Below are 23,051 nucleotides of genomic sequence, written 5' to 3'. Positions count from 1 at the left end.
GGCTTGCAAAACAACAATAAAATTTTTCTCAACTATACAATTATTAAGATAAATATTATTTTTTTTACAATTTTTAGTGGGGGAGTTTTGGGTTAGAATATGGGGGAGTTTTCACTTGACAAATACACCCTATTTAATCAGGAACTTATATCAAAAATCACTATTTTTATAAAAAGTATTCTTAATAAAAACGCATCAAATTCGCTAGGTATGAACCATATTAAAATATATTCAGAGGTGATTAAGAAAACACCAAAAGAATATGTAGCCACTACAAATCTTATATGTAAAAGACTATTTGATTTCCTATATAATTATTGCAAGTACGTTTTACAACATACTTACAATGCTTACATTACTATCTTTAGACAAATCTATATACTCAGAATTAATGCAAACAATTGGCTTAGTAATAGCATGTGGTGGTACATATACAATTTCACCAGTGCATCCATCGCTAAGTAAAACTTTAGAGCCTACATAACAAACAGCTAAATTGGATAAGAAAGTATTTGCCACGTGTACATCAAAGTTATTAATACATTGACTTTGAATAATCCTAAAAGCATCAAAAGGGGTTATGCCTTTTCTGTAAGCCCTTTGTGATGTTATTGATTCATAAAAATTTGCAATTGCTATTATCTTGGAACATATACCCATTTGAGATCCGTCTATACCTGATGGATATCCTGACTTATTCTCTCTTTCATGATGCATGAGTACAGCTTCTTTACTTTCCATTGAAAGACCATCAATATCTTTTATAATTTCAAAACTATAAATAGGATGTTTTTTAATTTCCTCGAATTCATCAATTTCTAATTTTCCTTTTTTATTTAAAATTGAATTGGATATCTTTGTTTTACCAACATCATGAAATAATGCAGCTTGTATAAGATCTATTATTTTACTTTGTGGTAACAGCAACCATTTGCCCAATAACATTGCATATAAAGACACATTTACACTATGAGTAAAAGTGTCCTCATCCACTGATTTTAATGCATTCAGACATTGAATAACATGATATTCATTGTTTATAGGTTCATATATTGAATTAGATATTAAGTTTATTTTTTCAATGCTTACACTTGCTCCTTTAGTTAAATCAGTTAGTACTTCCTTGATTTCAAATATGTTTATTTTGTACCGTTTTTTCAACTGATCTAAATCATTATCTTTATATTTAATAGACTCTACTTTACCAATTAAATAAATCCAAATAAAATCAGTTTTAAATGCAATTAGTTTATCTTTAATATAACTGTTAAGTGTAGTGTTTTCTACAACAATAGTTGTACCATATTTACTTACGACCTTTTGTGCAATTATTTCTCCGAGTTCACAATCTAAAATAGCTATACATCTTTTTTCCATTTTTCCATCTCCCAAATTATATAATATTAGTAACATAAACAAGGTCAAATCGTTTACTATTAGTTATTAATATATTATACAGTAGTCTGCGAATTTTTGTAATTCTTAATATTCTATATAACTATACTATAATACTAATTTCGCTAAAACTCCATAAAAATTTACAAAAATTAAATTTTATTAGAAAGAAATGTTTGAACTATTTAGTAGTAAGAGTTACTTAAATAAAAAGGTTATATTCGTTGATACTTGTCATATCCAAGTTGAAAATTCATTTCTGCTTTTAATGTTTGCTGAAAAACGTCTCTAATCATACTCTTAATATGAGTACAGATGATAAACAAGAAATAAATTACTGAAGTTAAAATTTAGGTCACGCTAACTTGAGAATTATCTATTTCAGTAGTATTATAGTATATATGTAAATATATTGAATAATTTTTATAAAATTCATGTAAAGGTGGTTAATACCAATGTGCAAAAGCCAAATTAAATTATCAATTCTAATAACATTAGTGCTGACAATACTTATTTCTACTAATGCTTTAGCTTCTTCAACATACACGAGACTGGCAGGTTTAGACAGATACGAAACCTCATCTTAAATAGATTTGAATGGTTGGACTCAATCTGATTATGCTGTCTTAGCTTCAGGTGAAGATTATCCCGATGCATTATGTGCTGCGCCTCTGGCTGGAAAATACAAAGCACCAATATTATTGACAGAAACAACTTCAATACACACATCAACATTAGATACAATACAGAAACTTCAGGTTAAGACCATATTTATAGTAGGTGGTATAGCATCTATTTCACAAGATGTTCAAGACAAACTCACAGCACTAGGAATAGCAACTACTAGATTAGCTGGACAAACTAGATATGATACAGACATCGCAGTTGCTAAAAAATTAGATGTTGTTTCACAAATAGCAGTTGTAACTGGTGAAGATTATGCAGATGCTTTATCTATAGCACCAATTGCTGTAAAACTAAACATTCCAATTATCTTAGTTGGGCAAGATAGTATTCCTCAAGTAGTTACAGATTATATAGCTACTCAAGCTATTACTAAAACATATGTAATAGGTAAAGGAACTTCTATAAAAAACGAAGTAGGACTTCCTAACGTAACAGATATAAACGGAACAGATAAGTATTCTAGAAATATCGCTATTATAAGCGAGTTTAAAGGCAGCTTAGATTTTAGTACAATCTATCTTGCAACAGGCGAAAATTTTGCAGATGCGTTAAGTGGTTCAGTTTTAGCAGGACTTGGAGGAAATCCTCTAATATTAGTAGGTAACGATATTACTAACGAGGAGAACTTATTGCAACTAGTTGCCCCAAATGCAATTATAAAAGTACTCGAGGGGGGGTAGGCGCAGTACCAGATAATACTGTGATCGATATTAGCGATCCTGTTGATACTACAACCCCAGTTGAAATAACTATTGATCCAACCTCATCTATACCAACCGGAGTAGAAGCTCTCTCATGTAATACTAATGGTGATACGAATATTCCATGGCATGGTTTTGTAAGTATTACATGGAATATAGTTGAGAATGCAGATTATTATAAAGTATACTATAGCACTGATAATGTGAATTACACTTTTATAAAGCCTCTGCATCATATTGCAGAAAGCTTTCTGGCCATAGATGATATTGCTGAATTGGCTCAAATTAAGGACAAACCCATATATTTCAAGGTTACATCGGTAATAGACAGTGTGGAGTCTGCATTTAGTGAGTATACTACGGTATTACCAACGGCAATTCCGGCTAAAATAACTGGAGTAAAAGCTGCATGGTGTGGTGAGGATGATTTGGGTAATAACACGATGGTGAGAATTTCATGGAATCTGATTGGCACTAAAAATTCTTATAAGTGTTACTATAGCACTGATAATGTGAATTACACTTATTTCACTAATATAAGCGGAAATTTGGGTAGTACGAGTTTCTACTTAGATAGTATTCCTGGATTATCGGGAATTTCAAATACAACTGTATATTTTAAAGTTACTTCAGTAATGAATGGAACAGAGTCTGCATTTAGTGAATACGCTTCAGTAAAAGCAGGTGCTGCTTCAACAGCTACTCCAATTGAAAAGGTAGCTAATATTATTATAACTTCACCTAATCTAAGTTATGATCATAATGCAGCTGCGTATGCAACATATGAAGTATACGACCAAGATGGAAAGAATATTACAAATGATTCTCTCGCAGGCAACTTAATGTTTAATAGCTCAGCTGGAACTGTAACAGGTAGGAACGGATTTCTTAAATTAGCAGACGCAAATTTTGTACAGTCAGGAACAGTAACTATAAAAAATCCAACCACTGGAATTCCAGTAAGTGTAACAAAGTTAGGAACATACGGAATAACCATACGAGATGCAAATACAGGGATTGCAGCAAGAGCCATGCTGACAGTTTTAGATTTTGGGAACGAAACGAAATGATGAACTCATGGATTAATGATTATTATATGAGTTCAACATAATAGCAATTAAATAAAACTCATAAAATAAGCTTCAAGCCTTGATAAACAAGGATTGGAGCTTGTTTATATTTAAGTTTACTATTTATTTACATCAGCTATTGTTAAAAATCGCTTTTCATAAAAATCCAATGCTTTTGATTGTTTTATTTTTACTTGTGTACTTATGATTTCATAATTATCAAATAATAATTCAACAATCCTTTTATCCAATAATTTTTCTTCTATTTGTGTTTTAAAAATTTTATATATTTGATTTTTATCCATTCCTTTTCTATAAGGCCTATCTTCAGATATTGCAGTAAATATATCTGCAACCGTCATGATTCTAGACCCAGTTCCGATTTCCTCATTTGTAAGGTGAAATGGATAACCACTTCCGTCTAGTTTTTCATGATGATATGCAGCCCACTCAGCTATTCGTTGCAATCCCCCAATTGAATCTAACGTACGGAATGTATGATATGTGTGACATCTCATAATTGCAAATTCATTGAAGGTTAATTTGGAAGGCTTCTCAAGAATGCTGTTTGGTATTACTAATTTTCCTATATCATGAAAATTCCCTGCTATCCTCATAGATTTTACATCTAACTCCGCAAGTCCAAATAACTCAGATAGCTTTACCGCACACTCTGCTACTCCCGTTGTATGCGTAGCAGTAAATCTGGACTTAAAATCTATTAGGTCTCGATACAAATTTGATATTAATGATATATCTTCTAATCCTATTTGTATGTTTTTGAATTGTCCATAGTTCAATAACAATGAATATATTTGTGGCGAAGTTAGATCCAACCAAAATTCTTCCCTCTTAGATAAATCAACAAAATAATCTACTATATTTTTATTAATAACTGTATCGGATAACTTCTTTATTATCTCTACTATATCGTTGCTTTGATGCAATATATATTTATTTCTATCTATTAATCTCTCAACATAATCAGCAAGCAAGAGTATTTGAGACGAAAAAACTATTGGGTTTTCTATGCCTTCTTCCCAATCATTCCAATTTCTATGATGGTTTCTTACTATCTTTGAAATTTTTCTTAGCCATGGTATTTGATTTAATAATAATTCTCCTCGAATTGTATGAATATTTTCATTTACTCCCTTAAAATTAAGAACCGCTATTTTTTCTTCCATTGTTATTGCTCCAATATCATGTAATAAAGCCGCCATAAAAATATTTTCAGTGGTTTCTGGTTTTACATTGGATAATTTAGCTAACTCAAGTGCTATAAAAGCAGTTCTATGCTGATGTTGCGCAATCAAAGGATTCGCTATGTCAGGTACTTCCGATAATGATAGTAGCAAGTTCCCCATGTTTACCAACAATTGTCCCCTCATAAAACCATCTCCTTTTCATTTAAAACTCATAATAATTATGTTTCTGATGAGTATATTATAGTATAAATATGTATATAAATCATCTTTTTGCTATGATTGCACAAAAAAACAACCTAAACATATCTATCTATTTAGGTTGTTCACTATTTTATAATCCACACTGGACCAAATACTTCATTACCTCAAATTCACTCATATCAGGATATGTTTCCTGTATACCCATTTTAATCACTCCAATATATTCATCAGAAGGGTTGTGAGCTGGTACTTTATTTTTATTGGTAACTGCAACAATTTCAATACCATTGTGCTCTCCTAAGGAAATAACCTGATCATACCAACTTTTATCGTTTCCCTCTTGACTTATAATATCTTTAAATTGTTCTTCAGTAACAAGGTACATTTTACCTAAAGATTCTCCTTTGATTTGAGTATCTAAAAATGCTACTGCACCATGTCCCCAGGAAGAACTTTCATTACCATAATACATTTTGTATGGAATAGTTACTGGTCTACTATCCTTTGGCAGTATTGTATTCCTACAACCATCATAATTCACTCCATTAAATTTATTAACTCCACCTTTAATATAAGATGACAATCTATCAAATAGCATATTAGACCCATAGCTTGCATACCAAACATAATCGTTTCTTTTTACTGATGAATTAGGCTTACTATTATACCTAGCTTCAACTTTTTTTGAAAGATCCTTATTATATACATAGGTATAGGCTTCATAAACCTCACCATTATCATTAACTACACTAATTACTTTTCTTATAAATAAATTTCCTTTTACCTCAAGTGAATCTAGCTTGTTCAATGTATTAATATCGATAATATAAATCTCACCATTAACCTTATCAATTTCCTTATAAACTACTTGATCAGTGCCTCCAAAATCATATAGTTGAAAACCTTCAGCGATAAAATTACCTGCGAATTTAGCCTCTGATAAGTATTTTTCATGATCACTATAACCTTTGAGAAGTGTACCATAAACAAAGACCTTTATTCCTTTATCACCCTTATATTGAACATTTTCTTCTAGTGTTTCAATTTTATCTACCATAATCGTATCCCTCCATCAATTATTATTTTCTAATCTGTTAGAAAAATTATATCTCATCATTGAACCATATACAATGCTTTTTAATAAATAATTTATATTATAGAAAATACAATAGGTCTGATATTTCTAATATTAAATAGGAAAAAGAATTTTAGAAAGCAAAATAACTACTATTAGTGTAAGCGAACTAAATAACGTTGAATTCACAACTATTTGCGTAGAATAATCAACACTATTATTACACTCAACAGCAATTAATGACGTGTTCACTGCAGTTGGCACCGCGGATGATATCATTAAAGCTTGTGCAACTACTCCCTTAAATCCGAAAACGATAATTAGAAAATAAATAAATATTGGTCCACCTACAAGCCTCATGACTGAGGCTAAATAGATTTCTTTATCCCTAAAGTTTAACGATGTTTTGGAAAGCTGAACACCAAGTGTCATTAACGCTACTGGAACAAGCCCATCCTTTATATACATAATTGCAGGCCAGATAACTGATTCACTTAAATCATAAGTAGGAATCATTTTAAATATAAAAGCAAGTATTATCACATAAATACCTGGCATACCCAGTACTTTTCTCATAGAGTCTTTAAAGCGAATATTTCCGTTTCCAGCATTCAAAAATCCTATAGTATTCGATGCGATATTTTGTAGAATCAGGACCATAATTTGAACTGTAACTGCCGTATTTAAATAAGGATTACTTCCATTAGTGATATAATCCGCACCACTAAAGACCAATGTAATAAGAGGAAGACCAATATTACCAGAATTATAAAACATCAAAGAATTTTTAAAAGCATTTGCTTTTGATATGTCATATTTTCTAATCTTAGCTATAATTGTAGCCGCTATATAGTTGATTAACATAAACACCACTGCACATGTAAAAACCTTAAGCATCTCCAAAGGAATTTCTTACTATATATATTATGAAAAAAAATGCTGGTACAAAAATATAAAAATTAAGTTTACTTAATGTCATTATATCTAATTTGAATTTTTTACTTAATAAAAAACCAACAAAAATCAACAAAAAAACCGGAAAAATATTACGTCCCAAAATTCGAAAAATTATATCCATCTTAATTCTCCTTCTGTATTTACAAAAATTCTCTATCTCTCCAGCTTTTTCAGCGTTAACTCAACTTATTTATTTTTCTGTAATTCACTTCTTTAAAGCTATTGATTACTAAATCAGCCATGGAAATATCTTGCGACCCTTCAGGATCACTATTAATTCCTACACACTTCATACCTGCTTTTTTAGTCGCAAGGACCCCATTATGAGAATCTTCAATGACCACACAATTTCTTGGACTTACCCCCAGTTTCTCTGATGCAAAAATAAATATATCTGGTTCTGGTTTGCTTTTCTTTACAAAGTCACCGGTAACTAAAGCTTCAAAGTATTGTTCTATCTCAAATTTCTTTGCTATAGCCTCAATTACATTTAGTGGTGATGATGATGCGATTGCTAGCTTTACTCCATTTTCATATAAGTCTTTTATTAGCTCTTTAACCCCATCGATAAGAATTATTTCACATTCATCTGACATAAGATATTTAAAAAATATGTTTCTATCGTAATCAACTAGCTCCTCAAGTGATTTATCAAGCTTATATTTATTTTTTAAAACCTCCCACATATAATAAGAAGTTGTTCCTACAAAAGTGTGATGTTCATCTGTCGAAACATCTATGCCTAATTTTTTATAAGCCTCATTTTCTAGCTTCATATGTGTTGGTTCACTATCAATAATTACTCCATCCATGTCAAATATAACTGCTTTTAGCATAAAATCACCATCCTGTTATTTTAGTTCTATGTAGCATTGACTAATTTTATATACTTGCACATAAGCTGAATTTTGTATATAAATTCCTATTTATTATACCATATTAAGAATAATCCTACAATTAACTTTATAACTCCATTGATTAGCCAGTAATTTATTTATAATTAAATAATTTATATAAAACAAGTTAAAAGGTATATAATGTAGTTGTAGCAGACTACCAAATGTACTAAAATAAACCTCTTGCATAATATAGTGTAATAGCTATATTTTATGGAGGTTTCACATGTACATTAGGTATCCTTATTTTATTCCCCTACTACCCTTTTATGACAAAAGAATTTCTAAAGCTTCAAATGTATCATTAGATAACAACAATGCAAATCTTGTTTTAGATTCACAAAATGACTATGACATACCAAAACACTTTCGTAAATCTACTGATATTATAAATACTCAAAGTAATAAAAATATAAATATTAGCGGATTAAATACATTAAATATTTCAGGTAGCCAACAATTTTCCCAGTACAATTTACCACTTATAATAAATAGTATAGGGCCTTCTTTTAAAATCATAGTTCTTGATTTAAGACAAGAATCACATGGATTCATTAATGGGAGTCCTATTAGCTGGGCTAATGCGCTAAATGATGCTAACAAAGGTTTAACTTTTAAGCAGGTAATGATAGACGAATACACTAAACTTAAAAGTATTAAATTGAATGTACCTATTACTTTTTATAATCATAAAAATATGACTATAGTTCCAAAAAAGGTTGAAGATGAAAATCATCTCGTTCATGCTAATTCACTATCATACATTCGAATCCCCGTTACTGACGGTAAGATTCCTACTGATGATATGGTGGATTACTTTGTTCTACTCGTAAAATCACAACCTAAAAATACATGGTTACATTTTCATTGTAAACAGGGTATTGGTAGAACTACTACCTTTATGATTATGTATGATATGATGAAAAACTCCAAGCAAGTTTCAGCAGATGATATTATAAATAGGCAACTACTACTGGCAAGTTTTGATGAGAGTCATATTAAATCTTTTAATAATAATGAGAGAATTATGTTTTTGCAAAATTTTTACGAATATTGCCAGGAGTATAGTGATGATTTTTACTAAATGGAGTGACTTTAAAAAAACTCTGAAAATCAATAATTATATTAAGAATCCTACGACTCCTACTTATTTATATGTGATCTCCCAAAATATAATGGCTTCAAGCGAGAGAACAATGATAGCTACCCTTCAAGGTCTAATTAGTAATCAATCTATCAATCAAATATATACACTTAACGACGCTCATCCTGATTACCAAATATGGCTAGATGATTTAGTAAGTAGTTATGGAATTGCTTATGAAATCATCTCAGATCCCTTTCGATTATTAGATATATTCAAAGACTATATTGAGGGTTATGTACTTTATAATAATAGTTCCATAAAAGATCCCTCAATAAATAATGCTTGTTCACTTGCTGCATTAAATAATTGTATTGCAGTTGATGAAGATATCCAAGATAAAGTACGCCTCTACGGAATAACAAAAATAAAAGGCGACTGTCGAAACACCGATGAAAAATGGGCCTACGATCATTTATGGAATTCTGGCCTAAATCATACTATATTAATTCAACTATCCCCTACCAATTTTTCCGCTTTAAGAGACTATGGCATAATGACTAAATCTTTAATGTTTTACGAAGATAAAATAAACGACACATCTCTTCGTGATAAAATATTTTCATCTATGGAACAAAACTCTATTTGTCTCGGTTGGGGACCTGATGAATTTATTAATATTAGCACAGTTTCAAAATATGGCATTAGTATGATTGCAGCCGATTGGTCTTATAATTTAACTGTATTAAGTGCATTTCCATCATTACCTATTACTCAAAGGGCGATAATGAACACCGAAAGTAAAGAAAACGTTCATAATGTAACATTTATAATATCCGATGGAGACAATCAGCAATGGAACCTTGGAACTCAATATAGTTCTACCAAATGGTATGGTTCTCCTTATAAAGGTAAATTTAATTTTGGGTGGTCTTTAAGCCCATCTTTATATTACCTTGCACCTACAGTTTTTAAATTATATTATGAAAGTGCAGCTTACGGTCTTACTAACGATTATTTTATAGTTCCGCCATCTGGAACTGGCTACATGTTTCCAAGTAAATTTCCTAGAAATGCGCTTGATATATATATTAATAGCCTAAACGATTATATGAAAAAAACAGATCAAAAATATGTATCAATTATCGATTACTACTCTTTTCCTAATATTGAACTTTGGGATAGGTTTACTAATAAGGATAATATAAAGGGATTGTTTTATCTTGATTATGATAAACATGATAACTACAATGGAGAAATCATTTGGTCTAATAATAAACCTATAGTAGCCTGTAGAGACCTCCTTTGGGATAATCTTGAAAATGAAGATGAGTTAGTTGAAATTATTAATAAGCGAACTTCATCTGGGCAAGTAAATATTTGTAATTCTAATAGTTATACCTTTGTTTACGTTCATGCTTGGAGTAAAAACCTTAGTAATGTTGAAAGGGTTGTAACTAAGCTAAAGGAAAATCCTAAAGTGGCAATAGTAACCCCCGAAACCTTTATGGAACTTATAAAGAAAAATGTTGAACATTAATTTAAGCCCTAATTATTCATGATTGAATAATTAGGGCTTATTTACTACTCCTATTGGAGCTAGTGCTTCACTGTATGCTGCTGTATTTCCAACTTTTCCTAATATTATTCCATTTCTTATCTCGTTGTGCTATGATCTGCTCTATGTCTTCATCCTTCAAATGCTTAAACCGACCTTGGCTTAAGAGGTAGTTTTTAACTGAAGTAAACTCTTTTGGATCTTTATTAAGTTTAAATTCACCGTCTTCATATTCAGCTAAATACCAAAGACCGGAGTCTACAATATCTTTAGCACAATCAATCATTTTATCAGTAGGCGTTCCCCAACCTGTGGGACATGGTGCAACTACATGAATATAAGAGGTACCCTGAACTTCTGATGCTTTTTTTACCTTATCAATAAAATCTTGAATGTATCCAACACTTGCAGTCGCTGCATATTTTATTCCATGGGCCGCTACAATTTCAAACATATTTTTTTTGGTATTTATATTACCTCTTATGTTATTTCCTGCTGGTGTTGTAGTGGTCTTTGCTCCAAACGGAGTTAGTCCACTCTTTTGTATGCCTGTATTCATATATGCCTCGTTATCATAACAAATATAGATAATATTATCATCTCTATCTATAGCTCCCGAAAGAGCTTGTATTCCTATATCGGCAGTTCCACCATCACCTGCCATTCCAAGAACGTGAAAATCTTTAATACCTAAGGCACGCGCTCCAGCTTCAATACCTGTAAGCATAGAATCAGTACCTGCGAAAGTTGAAATAATAGCATTATTACTAAAACAGAGTTGTGGATAGATAAAACCTACTGCGGACATGCACCCTGCTGGTAATACAATAAATGTTCTCTCTCCTAGTACCTTTAACGCCATTCTCACGGCCAAACTTCCACCACAACCTGCGCAAGCTTTATGCCCATAAAAAAACTCATTATCTGTAATGTTTTTAGAATTTAATTTCTCAGTCATTAACTTCCACTCCTAACCCTATAAATTTTACAAACTCTTGTCTAGTTCCCTGTGCTCCTGATTTTACATACTCAAAGCACTCTCTTATATTTTCTTTTGAAATATCCCTGCCTCCAAGTCCTGCAACAAAATTATAGGAAGCTACTGCCACGCCGCTCTTAACAATTGAAGAATTTACATTTGTATAAACAGTTCCCTCATATCCAAAGGATATATCTTTTTCTAAAACCCCTATACCTTTTACATGCTTTGCTAAATTTATTACTTCGTCTTCAGGGAAGGGTCTTAAAAACCTTATTTTAAAAACTCCAACTTTTAAACCTTCTTGTCTTAATTCATCTACAACAATTCTAGAAAGTCCTGTTACACTTCCTAAAGTTACAAGAACGTACTCTGCATCCTCACATTTGTATTCTTCAACCATACCACCATATTTTCTACCAAATTGCTTGGAAAATTCCTCATCCACCTCTGCAATTACTTGTTTTGAATAAGTCATAGCTTTGTGCTGCTGATATTTGAACTCTGTATTATCTGCTGGTCCTGCACTAAAAGCCATATTCACAGGTTTATCTATATCCATCTTATAAGGAGTATCAAACTTAGGTATAAATTTATCTGCCTGCTCTTGCGTAGGAATCTCCACAAGCTCATAAGTATGTGTAAGTATAAATCCTTCAAGATTTATCATTATTGGTGTAAGTACTTTGAGATTTTCGGCTATTACATAACTTTGTAAGACCATATCAAGGCTTTCTTGTGCATCTTCCACATAAACCTGTATCCACCCACAATCTAGCTGCGAGAGAGAATCTCTTTGATCTCCATAAATATTCCAAGGTAGTGCCGTGGAACGATTTGCATTCATCATTACTATTGGATACCGTCCCCCACTTGCATAATGAAGGCACTCTGCCATATAAAGAAGTCCTTGTGAGGAGGTCGCGGTAAAGGTTCTTGCTCCAATACTACTTGACCCCATTGCGGCAGAAAGCGCTGAATGTTCTGATTCAACATGAATGTATTCACTTTTCAAACTTCCATCCTCAACCATCTCTGAAAGTCTTTCTACAACCGTCGTTTGTGGCGTAATTGGATATGCCGATATAACCTGAGGACGAGCAAGCCTTACTCCCTCTGCTAATGCATCATTTCCTGATAAAAAAGCTTTTTTTACTGTCATGTTTTACGCCTCTCTTTCCATTTTTATTGCATCTTTCGGGCAAATATTTGAGCATATGCCGCAGCCTTTACAAAAATCATAATCTATATCAATATTTTTTTTAGTCTTAATATAACTCCGTCAGGGCAGTGCATATAACACTGTAAACAATTTATACACTTTTCATGATCTATCACTGGTTTTTCATTTCTCCAGCCTGCATTTATGGTAACAAGATGTCCCGCCTCAAAGCAAGGTCCTAGAGGGTACTGTGATATATGTGAAGGCTTTTTGTATTTTCTTAAAGTTGGTTTATTCATGTTAATTCCCCCTTACTTTATTATAGGACGCTTTTATAATTTCCCTATTTCTATCTAAAACTGAACCTTTTAAAAACCCTTGTAGTGCCGTAATTGTAGAATCAAGACTAATAATTTCCGATATACCAACTAGCGCACCAACCATAGCTGTATTTACCATAGGTCTTTTTATAATGTCTAATGCCATACTTGTTGCATCCAGTGTAACTATCGAAGCACCATATTTACTGTATTTTACCTTGTGCGGGGTATTTATAATGATTTTTCCACCAGGTTTTAATTCAGTAATATACGTTTTATCGAAAATTGATTCATCTAGTACTATAATATAATCACATTTTTTTATTTCACTTCTATCAATAATTTTTTCATTATCAATTTTAGTAAAGGATTGTATGGGTGCCCCCCTTCTTTCAGGACCAAAGGTAGGAAATGCAAGTGCATACTTGTTTTCGTAAAGACTTGCAGCCGCACCAAGTACCTTTGCAGCTGTAAAAGCTCCCTGACCACCTCGTCCATGCCACCTTATTTCAATCATAATCTTACCCCCTTCGCCTTTTGTTTTAATTTTGACAAGCGGTTTAGCGCTTCATTTAATGTGTCATCTTTTTTAGCAAAATGAAGTCTAATTAAATGATTTATATCCTCCTTAAAGAAACTGGAACCTGGTACCGCAGCTACGCCTACTTCACTTGCCAACCACTCACAGAATTTAACATCATTTGTACATCCGAATTCTGAAACATCAACCATAATATAATAAGCACCTTGAGGAGTTGTATAGGTTAGTCCTATATCATCAAGCCCACTTAAGAATAAATTTCTCTTTTTAGTATAAATTTTTGAAAGACCTAAGAAATATTCATCATCAAAATTAAGAGCTGTAACGGCAGCCTCTTGAAGAGGTGCCGCTGCGCCAACCGTAAGAAAATCATGAACTTTTTTAGCAGCATCCACAATATAGGCAGGTGCTATTATATAACCTAGTCTCCATCCTGTTATGGAATAAGTTTTTGACAGTGAACTACAGGAAATTGTTCTTTCAAACATATTAGGAAGAGTTGCAAAATAAGTGTGTTTATTAGGTTCGTAAATAATATGTTCATAAACTTCATCTGTAATAACAAAAGTATCATATTGCTCTGCTAAATCCGCAATAATTTTAAGTTCATCGTAAGTGAAAACTTTTCCAGTTGGATTAGATGGATTACATAATATAAGTGCTTTAGGATGTTGTTTAAATGCTGCCTCAAGCTCATTTACGTCAAAATTAAAACTTGGTGGACGAAGTGAAACAAATATAGGATCTGCTCCAGATAAAATTGAATCAGCTATATAATTTTCATAAAAAGGGGAAAAAACAATTACTTTATCACTTGGATTACATACTGTCATCATAGCTGCCATCATAGCTTCGGTACTTCCACAGGTTACGACTATCTCACTACTAGGATCTATTTTTCTTCCCATAAATCTTGATTGCTTTTCTGCTAGAGCTTCTCTAAAATTGTTTGCTCCCCAAGTAACCGCATACTGGTGTGGTCCTTTTAAAACGGTTTTCCCTAATGCATCTAGTAACTCTTTAGGTGGATCAAAATCCGGAAATCCTTGTGAAAGATTCACCGCATTGTGATCATTTGAAATTCTGGTCATTTTTCTTATTATAGATTCGGTAAAACCCTCTACTTTATTACTTAATTTAGGCATAGCTTTCTCTCCTTATTGTGTATAATTATTATAATTTATTTTCTTTCATCTATGAGTCTCTTAGCCTTGTGTGTAGCTCTTAGTATTGCACCGTCTTTTAATACATTTACTTCTTTTGGTTTAACTCCAAGCCTTGCTTTAATTGCCTTAGAAACTTTTTTACTAACCTCTTCATCAGTTTCCTTTGAATCTAAAGTTTTTTCTATTTCAACTTTATACTTTGTAGTAAAATTTTCATTAAAGACACGAATAACATATTCTCCAGTAATTCCTTCAATTCCACGAATAACATATTCTATATCACCTGGGAATACATTAACGCCCGAAACTATAAACATATCATCTAGTCTTCCAACTATATTTAGTCTGGCATGAGTTCTACCACAAGTACAAGGCGCTCTGTTAACTACTCCAATATCACCTGTTCTAAACCTAATCATAGGTCGCGCCTTTTTTCTTAAAGTAGTAAGCACTATTTCCCCACGACCACCATCCTTTAAAGACTCTCCAGTTTCTAAATCTAAAACCTCCACAAGTAAATGATCTTCTGCTACGTGAAGTCCATCTCTAGCTTCACACATACCTGCACAAGCACCAAATATATCTGAAATTCCAAAGAAATCATAAACCTCTGCACCCCAAAGTTCCTCTATTGCATCCCGTGTTGCCGAAATTGAACCACCAGCCTCACCCGCAACTATAATTTTTTTTATTGATAAATCTTTAGCTGGATCAATCCCATGTTTTTTAGCTGTTTCACCTAAATACCAGGCATAAGATGGAGTAGTCCAAATTATAGTGGGCTTAAATTCCTTTAATATAAATAGTAATCTTTCTGAGGGTACAGTCCCCGCCCATATGCATAGGGCACCTAAGTTTTGAGCACCTATAACATCCGCCCCCCCAACGAATAGAGAAAAATTAAGAGCATGAACATACCTATCGCTTTTCCTCATCCCTGCAGCATAAAAAAGTCTACTTTCAACATCTTGGAATTCATCAAAATCTTGTTTTGTAAAAGGACTTAAGGTTGGAATTCCTGTAGACCCACTTGAAGCAGATATGAATACTACATAATCCTCACTAACAGCAAGCATATCTCCTAAAATAGGCTTTTTAGTTTGACGTTCCCGCTCAATCTGCTTATCTACAAACGGAAATTTCCTTATATCTGCAAGTGTCTTTAAATCAGAAGGTTTCACCCCTGCCGCATCAAATGCTTCCTTGTAGTATTCTGAATTCTTATATGAAAACTCTAATATTTCTTTTAATTCGTTTTCTTGAAGCTTTTCTAGCTCTTCACGTGGTAACGTTTCTATTTTTTCATCCCAATATTTTTTTTCATTCATTATAAACTACCTCCAATTATTTTTTATTTACTAATTTAGCTGAAAAATCGCCTAATCCTTGTAAAATTCGCACTATAACAATTAAAACTGCACTGTCTAAAGTTCTAGGAAGTTGAGGTGCTTCAATCAATTTAAATTTAAGATTTTTATTTATTTAAAAAATTTTATTAAAATAAAAAAAACCCCTTCCATTTAAAGAAGAGGTTTAATAAAATTGAACTACCTTTTAAAAAGGTAATTTTATATTCTATATTCCCTCATCTTACGGAAAGATACTCCGCAGGATTTAGCACCATCCATGCGATTAAACATGTGGTTGCTGAAGTGTCATCAGGCCATTCCCTCGACTTCTCTTGATAAGGATATTTATTTAGTTTTAATTAATTCCTAGTAAATATATGTGTTAGATAGTAGTATAAATGCTTTATGTTAGTTTGTCAAGTTTTTCTAAAATATAACCTAAAATATAATTTAAAAGCACCCTGACTTATCTTTATTTATTCTAAATGATTTATTATCAATTGCTTTCTGAACAGCTAGTATACCATCTAGGTGATCATATTCATGCTGTATTAACTCTGCTAAATCCCCTGTAAATGAAATACTACAATCAGCCCACTCCATATCTTTATAATGAATTTTACAAGTTTTATATCTATATAGTCTCACTTCTAAACCTGGATAGCTCATGCAATCATCCCACAATTCGAATTTTTCATCTTCAGTAAACTCAAGTCTAGGATTTATAAAAGCAATAGATGTGTTATTAAAATTCACATAAATTATTCTGTAAAGCTCATTTATTTGTGGCGCTGCTATTGCTCTTCCAAATCCATATTTTTCACTGAAATTCACCATTGTATCGTGTAAATCTTCAACTACTTGCTCTACCTTATTGATTTCATCCTTTGAAACTTCACTACAAACTTTGTACAAATTTTCATTCCCTAGTAATAATATTTCTCTTATAGTCATAATCTTTCCCCCCCATTTATTTATTAATATTATTGTTCATTTTAACCTTAGATGTTATTTATTTAAAAGTAGATATTTTCCAAAGATAAATGGAAGCTACAGAACCATATGGTGAATATCGTTCTACATATTCATCAAACTGTTTTTTTGTTAGTTCAGATAATCCATACAACTTCATCATGCCTCTCCTAATTGCCATGTCACCCCAGCTTACAATATTAGGACGTTCCATTGAGTTTAATAGAAGCATTTCGGCTGTCCATACTCCAATTCCATGCAATGAAGATAATTGACTTATGACTTCTTTATCCGATAATTTATTAAGGTCAGTCAAGTTTAAATCACATCTTGATACCGTTTCTGCAATACTTTTTATATAACCCGCTTTCCGAGTTGTCATTCCACATTGTTGTATTTCATTTATAGAAATCTTTGAAATATTTTCTGATGTGATTTCACCCAAACGCTCTTGAACTCTATTCCAAATTGTATTCACCGCTTTTACAGATATCTGCTGACCTATGATTGCAAAGATTAGTGCCGTAAACAGGTCTTTAATAATTACTCGTTCTACCCTTCCAAGTCTATCTATGGCTTCCCCTAATTTTATATCTGCTTGTTTTAAATAGGCAATTTCTTTTGAGTTGTATTTGAAAAATACATTTGCATTTACATTTTCTTTTTCAATTTCTAGTAATTTTCCTTTTATGTCCAAACCACCTGCATAACCAACTAATTTACCATTAGCACCAATAACTCGATGACATGGAATAAATAAGAGAATTGGGTTTTTATTATTTGCCATACCTACCGCACGAGGAGCATTAATATTTCCGATATTCTTTGCTACATCTTTATAACTATTAGTTTTACCATAGGGAATTTCTTGTAATGCTTTCCATACATTCTGTTGAAATTCTGTACCCTGTGGCGCAAGTGGCAATTCAAATGTGCTTCTTTTTCCATTAAGATATTCTTGTATCTGCTCATATGCTTCTTTTAACAAAGGTGTTTCGATTATATTTGTATCTTTATTACGGACTTCTCCAAAACACACATGAGTAATAGCCGTGCCATTCTCAACAATTGTTATTTTACCAATTTGGGTTTCATAGTAAAATACATTACTCTTAATGTCATACATAAGTTATCCCCCCTCTTTACATACAAGTATACATCTTTCTTTGACAAATATCTTATGCTTATCTACATACTCTTATAGTAAAGCTTCATATTGTGAAAAGATATGAGCTCATACTTATCTTTAGTAAGGACATAATAATCAAAAATTCATATAATAATTATTGATTGCACCAATCTTTTAGCGGTATAATATAGTTGTTGTCGTCAACTATACTATATGGAGTGAAGTAATGTGTCATTGATAAATGAATACCAAATATAAAAGGATGTGTTTACGATTTTAAATGAAAAGGATATAGAAAAATATTCATCAGCAATCAGCCTCTCAGATATGGAAATATTCATATTCCCAGAACTTCTATACAGTCTCTTTCTAGCTAATATAATGTCTCCGATAATATGGGAATGGAAGAAAGATATATGGTTTAAGGATATTGACAAATTAAATTCATATAGGAAGATATTGAGACTTAAACAATATATAATGGATAATTATGATTTTAATCTAGATCTTGACACCTGGGGACTTACAACTAAGGAAAGGGAAATAACACGCTTTGAACCGTTTATGGACTTTGAAACAATAAATAGGAGTAATGCCTTATTTGGTTATGAAGGAGATAAATATTATTTCAGTATGGATATCAGAAAGCATTTTGGCATTGATAAATATGACTCTAGTGTCATACCGTATTGGAAGACTGAAACTATAGAGGCAATGGATGCATTCAAATACAAAAGTGACTATGAAAAGAGTGCGGGTGAATGTGTGTCGTTATCTACTCTTTACGCCGCTGCACTATTTATAATATGCAAAATACCACTTGAGAGTATATACCTACTTGCAACTCCACTTCATTCACAAAACTATATAGATGTTAGAGATGGAGTATTAACAAATAATAGAAGGATTTTAACTAAGAATATGTGGTTTAATGGTACTGACCTTACAGCAAGGGCTCAAAGAGCAATTCGAAATGAACAAATTACAATCGTTTCTCATAATACAGGATTTGCCCATATAGTCTACCCTAATGCAACCATAAATCAAACTTTATATAATAGTTTTGAGAAAAAGCTTAAGAATTTCCTTGTAACTGATATAGATTATGAGATATTGTGTAATTTTCTAAGGCAAGAGATCCATATTCAAGATCTCTTTCAGATTAATCATGAATACCTAGGCATTCAGAGGTATATTCCGGCTGAAAAGGCTTATGCTTATGAGCATAATAGCTCTTTCAAGGTAAATGAGAGCACGAGAGACAAGCTATTATCCGAGATTGATGAGTCTGAATTTTTAAAAGAACCGATACAAGATAGGTTATGCCTTAATAATTTTATTGAATTCTTTGAAACCCACAAGGTAAATTTGGGAGATGAAAAGGATATTATAATTCTTATGGATCAGTTTAATTATCCTCTTATGCCACCTAATAAGAAAAATGAGATTCTAACCTCGCTCTATGAATTTTGCAATATAAAACCAAGGCTTCCGGGAGGGAATAAAAGTTTTACTAAGACAGAACCAATACACCTTTCAACTGAAATGAGCCGTGAAGATATAATTAGCTATTTAGAATCCATTAGGGATCAGAACGTATCTGCAGATCTATCTTTTTACGCATTCAGAGATTTCTCAAGGATTGAATGGGAACCTTTTATCAAGGCGGCTATAGAACGAAATCCCGTTTCAATTACTAAGTGTAAAGAATTAGGTGATAATGAAGTTATACTCTTATTAGAGCGTATGCCTAACGAATCCATATATGACGGTGCCCGTATGGCACAACCGGATGAAGTTTGGAACTACCAACGTGGAGATGGTTTTGAGAGAGCAATATGTTTAGCTAATATATTAAAATATAGAAACAGTGAGCAAAGTGTGAATATTACTGCCCAAGGTGATTATATTGAGATTAATTTTAATAACAATACTATTCATTGGCCATCAAATAAGGGTTTAAATGGTATTATAAAACTTTGAAGTTTATTACTATAACTTGATGGCTTATCATAAATAGACAAGCCATTTTGTTGTGCTTAAATATTCATTCCGGAATTCTAGCAAGATTTATTACAGCATCTCCCTGAACACCATTGATAGTTCCCAATGAAATTAACTTATCAATTTTTAGTAATAAAATGTCATTTAAATTTTTAGAGGTTGATTTTTTACAATGAATAAAGCTATTTAGTATAGTAATTTCTTGTTCTTTAGTTATCGTTTCACTTGTAACAAGGGATTTAATTCCTATCAATCCTACTGTATTGGTATTAGAGATAGAATATAAACTCATAATTTCTTTTTTCTGATGTTGAGTAATATTTCCTAAGTCTATAAAGCTATCTAGCCTAGAACTAAAATTATTTTCAATGGCTTTTGAAATAGAATTTCTGTAATTGGTAAAAAGATTGGATATAATCACTTCTTCATTTTTAGAAACTGCTCCAGTGCTAGATAATTTGTCAATATTTGAGTTTGCTAAAGGCTTTTTATAAAGTTGTGAATTAGAAGCATTTATATTTAGTCGCTTAATATTTGATGGAGTAAGTGCATAAACCGGTGCACCCGAAGAAGACACAGATACTATAATTGCTAAAGCTGCAATTTTATTAAATTTTACTTTCTTTGATTTTTTTATTTTTTTCATTAATATTCCCTCCCAATATACATATTTTATAGTTCTTCACCTGAATTCTACATTCAGGTATTAATAGATTATATTTATATCTTATTATATTTAAATGACAATAGAGTGACAAAATCATAAATTTTTAATGAATGCTAAAAAGGAGAATCAATATTTTTTTATTTTATAACCTTTAAAATTTACCTTTATTTTAGTATAATATTTAATATGTAGCTTAGTGAGGAGACGATAATTTATGTTTTGTTATAAATGTGGTTACGAATTACAAGATGGCACGGATTTTTGCAGAAAATGTGGCAGTAAAAATGTGTTTAGTGATTTAACACCCAATGAGAAAAAATCTAAACAAACTAAATCTAAACAATCTAAATTTAAAAATTTTATTATACTTGGTGTTTTAATACTATTATTAACTATAGGATTTGGTGGCTATTATATTTCCGTTTCAAATTTATTCTCTAATAATTCTAATAATTCAAAGGAGACTTCCACCAAAAATAAGATTACCTCAAATGATAGCACTACTAATAAAACTACTATAACTCCTAATATAAAATCAGAAGATGCTAAAACTGAAAACAAACCCGATACAAATAAAATTGAATCCATTGATTCTTATATTTTGCCTGAAAGTCAAAGTGAAAAGCTCTTAGATTCAGATGTATCTGTACTAAACAAAGAAAACTTGACTTTAGCTAGAAATGAAATTTATGCCAGACATGGCTTTATATTTAAATCAGAACCATACAAGAGCTATTTTCTCAAGAAATCTTGGTATAAACCTAACCCAAACTTTGATGGCAAGTTAGATAATGTAGAAACAGCTAATATAAAATTAATTTCAAAGTACGAAAATAACTAAAAATAAAATTATTTAACTATATTATATTGTATAATTAAAGTACAACCCTCATATAAACTTGTACTTTAAAATTTAAAAAGAAAGGTAGGTGAAAAACCTGTACTGTGGTCAATCATTATCATGATACCACCACTCTATTTAATGAATAGAGTGCTGAAATTGTTTTATTACGATTTTAGGTAGCAGGCGTTACTTTGAGAATAATTTTACTGGGAGCCCCTGGAGCTGGAAAAGGTACCCAAGCAAAACTAATTTGCGAGAAATTCAACATATCCCATTTATCAACTGGTGATATATTCAGAATGAACATTTCAAACTGTACTCCACTTGGTGTAGAAGCAAAAAAATATATAGATAAAGGTCAATTAGTACCTGATGAACTAACCATTCAAGTTATAAAAGATAGACTACTTAAAGATGATTGCAAAGACGGATTTCTATTAGATGGATTTCCACGAACTGTTTTTCAAGCACAAGAACTTGGTAATCTTTTACAAAGCATTAACAAAAACTTAGATTTTGTACTTCTAATTGATGTTCCTAGCGAATTTATAATTGAAAGAAATATAGGAAGAAGGATATGTTCTTCTTGTGGCTCAAGTTATCATATAAAGTTTAACCCACCTAAGGAATTAAGTTACTGTGACTTTTGTGGCGGTGTATTAATTCAAAGAAATGATGATAATGAAGAGACTGTTAAGGAAAGACTTATTGTTTATTCTAATCAGACCCATCCTCTAGTAGATTATTATAAGACTAATCATTCTTTGGCTGTAGTTGACGGTAGGGATGATATATTTACAGTTTCTAAAAATATTTTTTCGATACTAGATAACTAAATTAAAGCAATCGAATAGAAGCTAACAATTAAAATGTTTCGCCCCTTTCACAACACCCTACGTACCGTTCGGTATAAGGCGTTTCATTAGTTTACGAGTTTAACGTGGTTATAATAATCCGAGAAGAATATGTAGTTACGTTTCTTTAGAGTGTCATTTGTTAATGAGCGACTCATGATTGGGCTATTGGATATTCTCCAATAGCCTTTTCTTGTGTTGGCGAATTCCCATGCTTTACTTTTCCCAATAC

General features: G+C 31.8%; 20 protein-coding genes, 3 pseudogenes and 1 riboswitch. Of the genes and pseudogenes, 7 read left to right on the top strand and 16 right to left on the bottom strand.

The features are described from left to right. Window positions 1-330: 330 nt before the first annotated feature. On the bottom strand, window positions 331-1,377 hold the full coding sequence (locus tag ACJAX4_RS11080; RefSeq protein ID WP_435789520.1) for an HD-GYP domain-containing protein: 1,047 nt from the start codon (window positions 1,375-1,377) through the stop codon (window positions 331-333). 473 nt (window positions 1,378-1,850) lie between these two features. Here ACJAX4_RS11080 and ACJAX4_RS11075 point away from each other — a divergent pair, with 473 nt between their 5' ends. The 3 genes from ACJAX4_RS11075 to ACJAX4_RS11065 are packed head-to-tail and all read left to right on the top strand — an operon-like array spanning window position 1,851 to window position 3,853. After that, on the top strand, window positions 1,851-1,982 hold the full coding sequence (locus ACJAX4_RS11075; protein ID WP_435789519.1) for a hypothetical protein: 132 nt from the start codon (window positions 1,851-1,853) through the stop codon (window positions 1,980-1,982). A 6-nt stretch (window positions 1,983-1,988) separates the two neighbouring features. Further along, a complete protein-coding gene (locus ACJAX4_RS11070; RefSeq protein ID WP_435789518.1) occupies window positions 1,989-2,762 on the top strand; it encodes a cell wall-binding repeat-containing protein in 774 nt (257 codons plus the stop codon). A 20-nt stretch (window positions 2,763-2,782) separates the two neighbouring features. Next, window positions 2,783-3,853, top strand: a complete 1,071-nt coding sequence (locus ACJAX4_RS11065; protein ID WP_435789517.1) for a hypothetical protein — start codon at window positions 2,783-2,785, stop codon at window positions 3,851-3,853. Between the two features lie 119 nt (window positions 3,854-3,972). On the opposite strand, the gene ACJAX4_RS11060 is transcribed toward ACJAX4_RS11065, so the two are convergent. The 4 genes from ACJAX4_RS11060 to ACJAX4_RS11045 all read right to left on the bottom strand — a co-directional run bounded on the left by ACJAX4_RS11060 (window position 3,973) and on the right by ACJAX4_RS11045 (window position 8,130). Then, entirely contained in the window at window positions 3,973-5,244 is a 1,272-nt protein-coding gene (locus ACJAX4_RS11060; protein WP_435789516.1) for an HD-GYP domain-containing protein, read from the bottom strand. 148 nt (window positions 5,245-5,392) lie between these two features. Continuing rightward, on the bottom strand, window positions 5,393-6,319 hold the full coding sequence (locus tag ACJAX4_RS11055) for a gamma-glutamylcyclotransferase family protein (RefSeq protein ID WP_435789515.1): 927 nt from the start codon (window positions 6,317-6,319) through the stop codon (window positions 5,393-5,395). A 132-nt stretch (window positions 6,320-6,451) separates the two neighbouring features. Next, window positions 6,452-7,201: an AEC family transporter gene (locus ACJAX4_RS11050; RefSeq protein ID WP_435789514.1), complete on the bottom strand. Its 750-nt coding sequence runs from the start codon at window positions 7,199-7,201 to the stop codon at window positions 6,452-6,454. Window positions 7,202-7,470: 269 nt separating this feature from the next. Beyond that, window positions 7,471-8,130, bottom strand: coding sequence for an HAD family hydrolase (locus tag ACJAX4_RS11045; RefSeq protein ID WP_435789513.1), 660 nt, complete (start codon window positions 8,128-8,130; stop codon window positions 7,471-7,473). A 343-nt stretch (window positions 8,131-8,473) separates the two neighbouring features. On the opposite strand from ACJAX4_RS11045, the pseudogene ACJAX4_RS11040 reads away from it, so the two are divergent. After that, window positions 8,474-10,814, top strand: a pseudogene (locus tag ACJAX4_RS11040) (GxGYxYP domain-containing protein); the annotation flags it as partial. Window positions 10,815-10,881: 67 nt separating this feature from the next. Here the strand turns inward: ACJAX4_RS11040 and ACJAX4_RS11035 are convergent. The 10 genes and pseudogenes from ACJAX4_RS11035 to ACJAX4_RS10990 all read right to left on the bottom strand — a co-directional run. Further along, a complete protein-coding gene (locus ACJAX4_RS11035; protein WP_435789512.1) occupies window positions 10,882-11,790 on the bottom strand; it encodes a thiamine pyrophosphate-dependent enzyme in 909 nt (302 codons plus the stop codon). Further along, window positions 11,783-12,973 (bottom strand): transketolase C-terminal domain-containing protein, encoded by a 1,191-nt coding sequence (locus tag ACJAX4_RS11030; protein ID WP_435789511.1) that lies wholly within the window; start codon window positions 12,971-12,973, stop codon window positions 11,783-11,785. Before ACJAX4_RS11030 ends, ACJAX4_RS11035 begins: the two co-directional genes overlap by 8 nt. 3 nt (window positions 12,974-12,976) lie before the next feature. Further along, window positions 12,977-13,060 carry a 4Fe-4S binding protein gene (locus ACJAX4_RS11025; protein ID WP_435789521.1) on the bottom strand — a complete coding sequence of 28 codons (84 nt, stop codon included), beginning with the start codon at window positions 13,058-13,060 and terminating at the stop codon, window positions 12,977-12,979. Next, a complete protein-coding gene (locus ACJAX4_RS11020) occupies window positions 13,057-13,272 on the bottom strand; it encodes a 4Fe-4S binding protein (RefSeq protein WP_435789510.1) in 216 nt (71 codons plus the stop codon). Before ACJAX4_RS11020 ends, ACJAX4_RS11025 begins: the two co-directional genes overlap by 4 nt. Window position 13,273: 1 nt before the next feature. Continuing rightward, window positions 13,274-13,810: a 2-oxoacid:acceptor oxidoreductase family protein gene (locus tag ACJAX4_RS11015; RefSeq protein WP_435789509.1), complete on the bottom strand. Its 537-nt coding sequence runs from the start codon at window positions 13,808-13,810 to the stop codon at window positions 13,274-13,276. Further along, a complete protein-coding gene (locus ACJAX4_RS11010) occupies window positions 13,807-14,979 on the bottom strand; it encodes a pyridoxal phosphate-dependent aminotransferase (RefSeq protein WP_435789508.1) in 1,173 nt (390 codons plus the stop codon). Before ACJAX4_RS11010 ends, ACJAX4_RS11015 begins: the two co-directional genes overlap by 4 nt. A gap of 35 nt (window positions 14,980-15,014) precedes the next feature. Continuing rightward, window positions 15,015-16,328: a phenylacetate--CoA ligase family protein gene (locus ACJAX4_RS11005; RefSeq protein WP_435789507.1), complete on the bottom strand. Its 1,314-nt coding sequence runs from the start codon at window positions 16,326-16,328 to the stop codon at window positions 15,015-15,017. 254 nt (window positions 16,329-16,582) lie between these two features. Then, window positions 16,583-16,691: riboswitch (SAM riboswitch) on the bottom strand. Window positions 16,692-16,799: 108 nt separating this feature from the next. After that, window positions 16,800-17,303 carry a peptide deformylase gene (locus ACJAX4_RS11000; RefSeq protein ID WP_435789506.1) on the bottom strand — a complete coding sequence of 168 codons (504 nt, stop codon included), beginning with the start codon at window positions 17,301-17,303 and terminating at the stop codon, window positions 16,800-16,802. Between the two features lie 58 nt (window positions 17,304-17,361). Further along, a pseudogene (locus ACJAX4_RS10995) lies at window positions 17,362-17,820 on the bottom strand (DNA-3-methyladenine glycosylase family protein); the annotation flags it as partial. Between the two features lie 156 nt (window positions 17,821-17,976). Next, a pseudogene (locus ACJAX4_RS10990) lies at window positions 17,977-18,447 on the bottom strand (methylated-DNA--[protein]-cysteine S-methyltransferase); the annotation flags it as partial. 267 nt (window positions 18,448-18,714) lie between these two features. Between ACJAX4_RS10990 and ACJAX4_RS10985 the strand changes: the two are divergent. After that, the gene (locus tag ACJAX4_RS10985) at window positions 18,715-20,433 is read left to right on the top strand and encodes a hypothetical protein (RefSeq protein ID WP_435789505.1); all 1,719 of its coding nucleotides are present in this window, start codon (window positions 18,715-18,717) and stop codon (window positions 20,431-20,433) included. A gap of 64 nt (window positions 20,434-20,497) precedes the next feature. Here the strand turns inward: ACJAX4_RS10985 and ACJAX4_RS10980 are convergent, their stop codons facing one another. Beyond that, window positions 20,498-21,100: a hypothetical protein gene (locus ACJAX4_RS10980; protein WP_435789504.1), complete on the bottom strand. Its 603-nt coding sequence runs from the start codon at window positions 21,098-21,100 to the stop codon at window positions 20,498-20,500. Between the two features lie 235 nt (window positions 21,101-21,335). Between ACJAX4_RS10980 and ACJAX4_RS10975 the strand changes: the two genes are divergently transcribed. Both ACJAX4_RS10975 and ACJAX4_RS10970 read left to right on the top strand, forming a co-directional pair. Then, window positions 21,336-21,962 carry a YARHG domain-containing protein gene (locus tag ACJAX4_RS10975; protein ID WP_435789503.1) on the top strand — a complete coding sequence of 209 codons (627 nt, stop codon included), beginning with the start codon at window positions 21,336-21,338 and terminating at the stop codon, window positions 21,960-21,962. 194 nt (window positions 21,963-22,156) lie between these two features. After that, complete coding sequence (locus ACJAX4_RS10970) at window positions 22,157-22,801, top strand: adenylate kinase (protein WP_435789502.1); 645 nt, start codon at window positions 22,157-22,159, stop codon at window positions 22,799-22,801. The last annotated feature ends 250 nt before the right edge of the window (window positions 22,802-23,051 follow it).

Source organism: Clostridium sp. (assembly GCF_051278035.1).
GTDB lineage: Bacteria > Bacillota > Clostridia > Clostridiales > Clostridiaceae > Clostridium_AD.
Note: the sequence above shows the minus strand (reverse complement) of the source record. Positions and strands in the feature narration are given on the sequence as shown.

What these genes read in the sequence shown, in the direction of transcription:
- ACJAX4_RS11015 (WP_435789509.1), bottom strand. Translation starts at nt 13,810, where the DNA reads ATGATTGAAATAAGGTGGCATGGACGAGGTGGTCAGGGAGCTTTTACA.
- ACJAX4_RS11010 (WP_435789508.1), bottom strand. Translation starts at nt 14,979, where the DNA reads ATGCCTAAATTAAGTAATAAAGTAGAGGGTTTTACCGAATCTATAATA.
- ACJAX4_RS11045 (WP_435789513.1), bottom strand. Translation starts at nt 8,130, where the DNA reads ATGCTAAAAGCAGTTATATTTGACATGGATGGAGTAATTATTGATAGT.
- ACJAX4_RS11055 (WP_435789515.1), bottom strand. Translation starts at nt 6,319, where the DNA reads ATGGTAGATAAAATTGAAACACTAGAAGAAAATGTTCAATATAAGGGT.
- ACJAX4_RS11005 (WP_435789507.1), bottom strand. Translation starts at nt 16,328, where the DNA reads ATGAATGAAAAAAAATATTGGGATGAAAAAATAGAAACGTTACCACGT.
- ACJAX4_RS11050 (WP_435789514.1), bottom strand. Translation starts at nt 7,201, where the DNA reads ATGTTAATCAACTATATAGCGGCTACAATTATAGCTAAGATTAGAAAA.
- ACJAX4_RS11035 (WP_435789512.1), bottom strand. Translation starts at nt 11,790, where the DNA reads ATGACTGAGAAATTAAATTCTAAAAACATTACAGATAATGAGTTTTTT.
- ACJAX4_RS11020 (WP_435789510.1), bottom strand. Translation starts at nt 13,272, where the DNA reads ATGAATAAACCAACTTTAAGAAAATACAAAAAGCCTTCACATATATCA.
- ACJAX4_RS11030 (WP_435789511.1), bottom strand. Translation starts at nt 12,973, where the DNA reads ATGACAGTAAAAAAAGCTTTTTTATCAGGAAATGATGCATTAGCAGAG.
- ACJAX4_RS11075 (WP_435789519.1), top strand. Translation starts at nt 1,851, where the DNA reads ATGTGCAAAAGCCAAATTAAATTATCAATTCTAATAACATTAGTGCTG.
- ACJAX4_RS11000 (WP_435789506.1), bottom strand. Translation starts at nt 17,303, where the DNA reads ATGACTATAAGAGAAATATTATTACTAGGGAATGAAAATTTGTACAAA.
- ACJAX4_RS11060 (WP_435789516.1), bottom strand. Translation starts at nt 5,244, where the DNA reads ATGAGGGGACAATTGTTGGTAAACATGGGGAACTTGCTACTATCATTA.
- ACJAX4_RS10975 (WP_435789503.1), top strand. Translation starts at nt 21,336, where the DNA reads ATGTTTTGTTATAAATGTGGTTACGAATTACAAGATGGCACGGATTTT.
- ACJAX4_RS11080 (WP_435789520.1), bottom strand. Translation starts at nt 1,377, where the DNA reads ATGGAAAAAAGATGTATAGCTATTTTAGATTGTGAACTCGGAGAAATA.
- ACJAX4_RS10980 (WP_435789504.1), bottom strand. Translation starts at nt 21,100, where the DNA reads ATGAAAAAAATAAAAAAATCAAAGAAAGTAAAATTTAATAAAATTGCA.